The organism is Endozoicomonas ascidiicola, from assembly GCF_001646945.1.
GTDB lineage: Bacteria > Pseudomonadota > Gammaproteobacteria > Pseudomonadales > Endozoicomonadaceae > Endozoicomonas > Endozoicomonas ascidiicola.
In genome coordinates this window covers 494344-500748 of record NZ_LUTV01000006.1, presented here as the reverse complement: position 1 = coordinate 500748, position 6405 = coordinate 494344, and the positions used below count along the sequence as shown (strand labels likewise).

Genomic DNA, 6405 nt, shown 5'->3' with positions numbered 1-6405 from the left:
AAAATTTTCGTAAATAGCGGGGATCAATAGGGTCAAGCATTTCCCGGAGGTGCGTATCGCAAGGTACCTGACCGACGCCGTACAACGATTTCAGGTTATGCAACTTGGCTGGTGTTTTAACACAGTCCCGATCGAACTGAAGTAATGATGGATACTTCAGATGCATAATGGCAAGACCGCTCATGATGGCATCATGAAGCGGGATCGCATTTTGACTGCTTCTTTTACGAAAATCAGGGACTTTAACAGCTTCTTTTGAAACTATTTTGATCAGTTTCTCAGCAATCGTCTTTCGGTTAGATGGTTTCACAGTAAAATGACAATGATGATGTAATGTCGTATATGTTACTTAATAGTCTGCGATTTCTGAACTAGTAGATCAGTCTCTAGCCCTTGATATTATTGACTTTAATCAACTCGGCGGGAATTGCTGAGGATTATATGGCTCTCTTAAATAGCGCATCCCCGTGTTTCAGGTTATATAACTGCCCAATAAATCGATTCGCCGGTTATTAAAGGCTGTGATTGGTGGTAACAGTATAAAAAATGACTGTTCATTGATTCTTCTGGTCAAGGGGGTTGCCTTAACCCCCCCCAGCATCCTCGTTCACATGCTTCGAGGGCGTCGCAAAAGGCCTGGTTCCCATGCTTTTATGCCCTCTGGGTATTGCGTGGGAACCCATACATCTATCTCTTAGTAAATTAAGAGGTATGCATTCCCACGCGGAGCATGGGAACGAGATTTCTAGAGTTTCGCGACAACCTCGCTCCGCGTGAGAATGTTTATCAGGGTTTGGGAAAGGCGTGCACAACCTTGGATGACCATGGAAACGAGGCTTTGTGACCGCCCCCTCTTGAAAATTTGTGTAAAAGTATCGTAAATTTCAGCTCTATTAATCGCTGGGTTTATTCGCGCTAATAACTCTTCTTCTCAAACCTTTTCAAGAGATTACATTTTTCAAGCAGGCCTGATTTAGAAAACTAACAAGGAGTAACAGTTTTCAGATATCAAGGCTGATCAATTTTCTGATCGATTGCTAGTTGATGACTTAATTACTGCTTTTTATTCAGCGGATTATCGCTGTTATTTAACAGAGATTCTGGATGTTAATATCTTGGATTTCACACCGTTCAGGATTCTCAAAAAATAACATTTAAATTGGGTGTGGCAGCGGTTTAAAGGATCAATCGGACATGGCGATATTGAGTACTCCGTCTATTCTGACTTTGAACCCGAAACAAAAAAAGGACTTGGAATATGAAAAAAGTTTTAGGAATGGTTTTACTGTTGGCAGCTGGTACCTTACAGGCTGATTCAAACAGCTCAGGCCCTAGCGGCGTTGTAGAAAAAGCCTGTTATGTGGAAGGTAAGTTTACATCTTATGTTTCTGTCTACAGATGCTTGAGTGAGTTTAACGGACATTACGATATCAAGAAGTCGTATGCTCGTAATAATAAATAATTGATCGCACCATTTGTATAGGCTCGGATCTTTCGGATTCGAGCTTTTTTTATGCCTGTTGTTTATGCCTTTTATAGAAGGCGCTGCAATATTCAAAAGATAAATAGTCAGCGTCATTACTGAGCCTTGAAAGATAAGGCTCAGCTATATAAACGGAAATTAAATCAATCCATAACCTTGACTGAGAATATCAATAATCTCTTCCCTCGGATTATCAGACAGTGGTAGCGGTTGCCCGGTAATCTTTTCTGCAATACCTGTGTAGGTTGCAGCAAGATCTAACAACGCCTGTTCTGGCAACTGGTTGTTTGTTGCAAGTGCCTGGCGTTCCACCATTCGGTTTTTGTTCAGAAGAATGTCCGGGTCTGGAAAATAGTTCAGCAAGAACTGGCGGAAGCTCTCCTTGGAGTTCTCAATGATTTGTCCTTGCTGGTAAGCATCGCCATCCCAGATTCTTGAAGAGTCGGGCGTGCCCACCTCATCCATATAAATGAGTTGTTCTTCACCATTGGCATCGGTGACGTAACCAAACTCAAATTTGGTATCCACAAATAGTTGATCAATGTTGGCCAGTGATTGGCGGATGACGTGGAAGCCATCTTTGAGCAATGTTTCATAACGATCAATATCGCTGGGCTGCCGGAAGTTAAATGCCTGATAGTTGGCTTCAATGTCTTGCCGGCTGATATTCACATCGTCCGCTTCCGGCACGCCAGGAATACCCTTCAAAATACCTTTGGTAGACGGCGTAATCAGCAGTTCTGGCAACGGCTGATCTTTTTGAAGGCCTTCTGGTAATTGAATGCCGCAGAACGCCCGTTCGCCCTTGCTGTAGGCACGCCACATGGAGCCTGTGATGTACTTGCGCACAATAGCTTCAATCATAATCGGGCGGGCTTTTTGAACGATCCAGACCAGCGGGTGGGGCGTATCCAGAATATGGCTATCCGCAAGGCCATGGGTTTTAAACTGTTCGAACCAGTGGTTGGAGATGGCATTCAGGGCTGCACCTTTACCGGGTACGCCGGATAAACCACCTTCTCCCTGCCAGATGCAATCAAAGGCGCTGATGCGATCTGAAATCACCATAATGGCCAATGGCGCATCCGGTGCTACATTATAACCTTTTTCCTGTATCAGGCGTTTGCTGTCGGCGTCGGTAAGCCAATAGACGGAGCGGACCTTGCCGGAATGGATAGGACGTTGTGTCCGGATCGGGAGATCGTTGTTAACGGCCAAAACCTTATCAGCGAGATTCATTCAACTACCTGTATCTTTTATTGGTTAGGCAATTTCAATGGATGGGTAAGCGGCGATATCGACTTCCGGCACCATTGATCGAGACGCAGGAAATAGTAGCAAATCGTTTCCTTCATCTACATAGAAAAGTGCGGCGATTGAGAAATTGCCGGAGGATGGAGGAAATCCTACAAATGGGCTGGGTAATAACCTCTGGTTATTAGGTGATTTGTGTCGGATTCGCGGCTGACGTGCGCTCTGTCGAAGTGGAGGTAGTGGAATTATGGTTTTTATGCACAAATGTCAAGTGATTGACGTCTATTTTTTTATGTCAGTATAAGTGCCTGATTTTGTAAGGGCTTATCCTAAGTTGTTGAAAAATAAGCAAAAAAAATAGATCAAAAAATGATCAGTTTGATAGGGGGCAGGGATTATCGGTCTCTGTGACCCGTTGGGAATGATCATCCACAAACTTATCCACAGAAACTGTGGGTAAGTGAACTGGAGCACATAATCCAAACAGTCGCTTCATGGGTTTTGTTGTTAATTCCAACAAAGTCTTAAAGAAGTCTGCAGAAGTGTCGAGCATATGATCTCTTTAGTCGCGCATGGCCGTTGAGGCGCTCTCACTATAACGCCAATCCGGTATCTTTTAAGGGTGTTGATAGTTTACAGTTAGCGGTTTGGATTCAGCCCAATCGGGTGGCATTGGGTGGCATTGTTTAAGGTGACCAAGGTAATGAATGAGCAAAGCTTCTCAGTGGATGTAACAGAAGCCAATATTCAAGAAGTGCTTCAGCAGTCGGTTGAGCAACCGGTGCTTCTTTATATAGGTATGCAGAGTGATCCGGGCTGTGCCCAGCAGCTGACGTTGCTGGAATCCATCACTGCCTCTTATCAGGGCAAACTGACGCTGGCGAGGCTGGATGCAGAAGCTGATCAAATGCTGGCTCGTCAGTTAATCAATCAGCTGCAGGTGAGCGCTTTGCCTGGTCAGGTGGTGCTCCATGAAGGTCGTCCGGTTGAGGTGTTCAGTGGCCCGCAATCTGAAGAAACGTTGCGCGCTGTGCTGGACCCATTAACCATGAGCCCTGCAGATATGGTTCGTCAGCAGGTCGAAACCTTAATGGCCGAAGGACAGGCTGCAGAGGCGTTGGGCTTGTTGCAGAATATTCTGAAAGATGAGCCAGACAACCACGCTCTGCAAGTATTGCAGGTTAATCTGTTGTTGGAACTTGGGCGAATAGAAGAAGGACGACAGCTGATTAACGCCTTGCCAGCGGATGCTGAAGGTATTGCACAGCCAAAAGCAAAGTTATCATTTTATGAAATGGTGGCAGATGCGCCGGCTCGACAGGAATTGGAAGCTCGGCTGGCAGACAACGACAATGATCATGAAGCACGTTACCAGTTGGCCATTCGTTTGGTCATTGCTGACGAAAGTGAAGAAGCGCTGGAGCAACTGCTGATTATTGTTCGTCGTGATCGTGAATTCCGTGAAGACGGTGCACGACTGCTGATGCTTACCGTGTTTGAACAGTTAGGGCAGGCCAGCCCGATTGCACGACGTTACCGTGGCAAGCTGTTTGGTATGATGAACTGATTGATTGCTGAGGTGGTTGCAAAACCCCAAACATCTCGTTCCCATGCTTTGAGGTTGTCGCAAAACTCCAGAAATCTCGTTCCCATGCTCCAGCGTGGGAACCCAGACTTCTAAGCCCTATGAAAATTCAGGGGTATGCATTCCCACGCGAAGCGAGGTTGTCGCAAAGCCCTGGTTCCCATGCTTTGCGTGGGAACCCATACTTCTAACCCTTTGAAAATTCGAGAGTATGCATTCCCACGCAAAGCATGGGAACGAGATGTTTGGAGTTTTGCGACACCCTCGAAGCATGGGAACGAGATGAGCGAGATGTTTAGAGTTTTGCGACACCCTCAATAATGAGACCCAGTTTGTCAGAAAGGTGCCTCTTCTTTAGCACCAACATCAAAACTGGCCACTTCTTTCCTTTCCATCGCCTCTTCACTGATGCCCCCCAAATACTCAATCAACTCTTCCAGCATTTGCTGCAGAGTCATGGTCATCAGGGCAAAGTCCGCATCAAATTGTTCTGCAGCGGTTTCGGTATTCACTTCATCCAGCTTTTCCTGAATAGAATCCGTGAACTTCAGTTTACGAATCACCAGATCATCGCCGAGAACAAAACTCAGGGCGTCATTCCAGATCACCGCCATCTTGCTCACCTGCTTGCCAGCCTGAAGATGGACTTCCACCTCTTCTCCTGCCAATTCCTGTTTGCTGACTTTAACTTGTCCGCCTTCATCACCGGGTTCCCGAAGCTCACACTCGTCACCCAGTATCAAATGATCTGGCAGAGGTACTTCCTGCGCTAACCAGCGAGTCATGGCAAAAGACGGCATGTTTTTCAGAGGCGGGTTAACGATAGGCAGACTGCCCATGCATTCTCGCAGGCAGCTGGTCAGCTCTTCTGCCTTTTTAAAAGAAGATGCATCCACAATCAGCCAGCCTTTTACTGTATCGATATAAGCAAAGGTATTCTGGCTGCGGGAGAATGCTTTGGGGAGCAACTCCATAAGTACATCGTCTTTTAATGTTTTCTTCTCTTTGCTGAAAACCTGACGATCTTGTTCCTGTTCAATCTTTTCAACCCGTTCTTCCAGCACTTCATTAATCACACTGGCCGGGAGAATCTTTTCTTCCTTGCGAGCAGTGATCATTATAAAACCGCTGGCCGCGTGGGTTAGCATACTGCCATGTCTGCCCAGAGGTGGCACCCAACCGTAGGTGCTCATGTCCTGACTGCCACAGCTGCGGAAGCGTTTCTCTTTCAGCTTATCTTCCAACTCCTCTACCGACAGGCTGAATGGCTGGGTGAAGCGATAAAAAATCAGATTTTTAAACCACATGATTGTTTCGATTTCCTTCTTATGTAGCTGCCTTGGTCATTAATGTACCGTGAGTTTGTGGCTTTTGCATGGGTAAATAATTAGGGATCGTGGGTTGTGTAAAAAAAGTGCTTAATAACAGTTGCGTATCAATAGGTTAGCTGCTTATAATGCGCCGCGTTGATGAGGGGCGGCAAGATGGTAAGTCTTCTAGCTCAACATGAATGATCAGGGTGATTAGCTCAGCTGGGAGAGCGTCTGCTTTACACGCAGAATGTCGGCGGTTCGATCCCGTCATCACCCACCAAATTTGAGTAGCTTTTCCTGTTTAAAGGTGCTTGAAAAAGAATAGCGGACCGGTAGTTCAGTTGGTTAGAATGCCGGCCTGTCACGCCGGAGGTCGCGGGTTCGAGCCCCGTCCGGTCCGCCATCTTTTATAAAGAACGACTTCGCTGGTTTGAATCAATTCTTAATCAGGGATTGATCTTAAAGTGAATTCTGATAGAGTCTCTCTTCCGCAAAACAGCGGGTATTCGGTTTGACGTACTGATGAATAAGACTTTGTCAGTGATGTTGTTGAAGTGTTGAACGTTTATGTGGACCGGTAGTTCAGTTGGTTAGAATGCCGGCCTGTCACGCCGGAGGTCGCGGGTTCGAGTCCCGTCCGGTCCGCCATTAAACGGTTCGATACGAAGAGTAAAGGTTTATTGGGTGATTAGCTCAGCTGGGAGAGCGTCTGCTTTACACGCAGAATGTCGGCGGTTCGATCCCGTCATCACCCACCAAATTTGAGTGGC

4 protein-coding genes, 4 tRNA genes and 1 pseudogene are annotated in these 6405 nt (G+C 46.3%); 6 read left to right on the top strand and 3 right to left on the bottom strand.

Features of this window, described 5'->3' with window-relative positions; all coding sequences use genetic code 11:
- Nucleotides 1-184: pseudogene (locus AKL11_RS26090) on the bottom strand (hypothetical protein); the annotation flags it as partial.
- 1074 nt (nt 185-1258) lie between these two features.
- Here AKL11_RS26090 and AKL11_RS19090 point away from each other — a divergent pair.
- On the top strand, nt 1259-1462 hold the full coding sequence (locus tag AKL11_RS19090) for a hypothetical protein (protein WP_067520445.1): 204 nt from the start codon (nt 1259-1261) through the stop codon (nt 1460-1462).
- 159 nt (nt 1463-1621) lie between these two features.
- Here the strand turns inward: AKL11_RS19090 and AKL11_RS19085 are convergent, their stop codons facing one another.
- On the bottom strand, nt 1622-2722 hold the full coding sequence (locus AKL11_RS19085) for a phosphoribosylaminoimidazolesuccinocarboxamide synthase (RefSeq protein WP_067520442.1): 1101 nt from the start codon (nt 2720-2722) through the stop codon (nt 1622-1624).
- Nucleotides 2723-3440: 718 nt separating this feature from the next.
- Here AKL11_RS19085 and AKL11_RS19080 point away from each other — a divergent pair.
- Complete coding sequence (locus tag AKL11_RS19080; RefSeq protein WP_067520439.1) at nt 3441-4304, top strand: tetratricopeptide repeat protein; 864 nt, start codon at nt 3441-3443, stop codon at nt 4302-4304.
- A 353-nt stretch (nt 4305-4657) separates the two neighbouring features.
- Here the strand turns inward: AKL11_RS19080 and rdgC are convergent, their stop codons facing one another.
- Nucleotides 4658-5629 (bottom strand): recombination-associated protein RdgC, encoded by a 972-nt coding sequence (rdgC, locus tag AKL11_RS19075; RefSeq protein ID WP_067520437.1) that lies wholly within the window; start codon nt 5627-5629, stop codon nt 4658-4660.
- Nucleotides 5630-5839: 210 nt separating this feature from the next.
- Between rdgC and AKL11_RS19070 the strand changes: the two genes are divergently transcribed.
- The 4 genes from AKL11_RS19070 to AKL11_RS19055 all read left to right on the top strand — a co-directional run bounded on the left by AKL11_RS19070 (nt 5840) and on the right by AKL11_RS19055 (nt 6393).
- Nucleotides 5840-5915: transfer RNA gene (locus tag AKL11_RS19070), tRNA-Val, on the top strand.
- A 46-nt stretch (nt 5916-5961) separates the two neighbouring features.
- A tRNA-Asp gene (locus AKL11_RS19065) sits at nt 5962-6038 on the top strand.
- A 168-nt stretch (nt 6039-6206) separates the two neighbouring features.
- Nucleotides 6207-6283, top strand: a tRNA-Asp gene (locus AKL11_RS19060).
- Between the two features lie 34 nt (nt 6284-6317).
- Nucleotides 6318-6393 (top strand) — tRNA-Val (locus tag AKL11_RS19055).
- Nucleotides 6394-6405 lie beyond the last annotated feature (12 nt).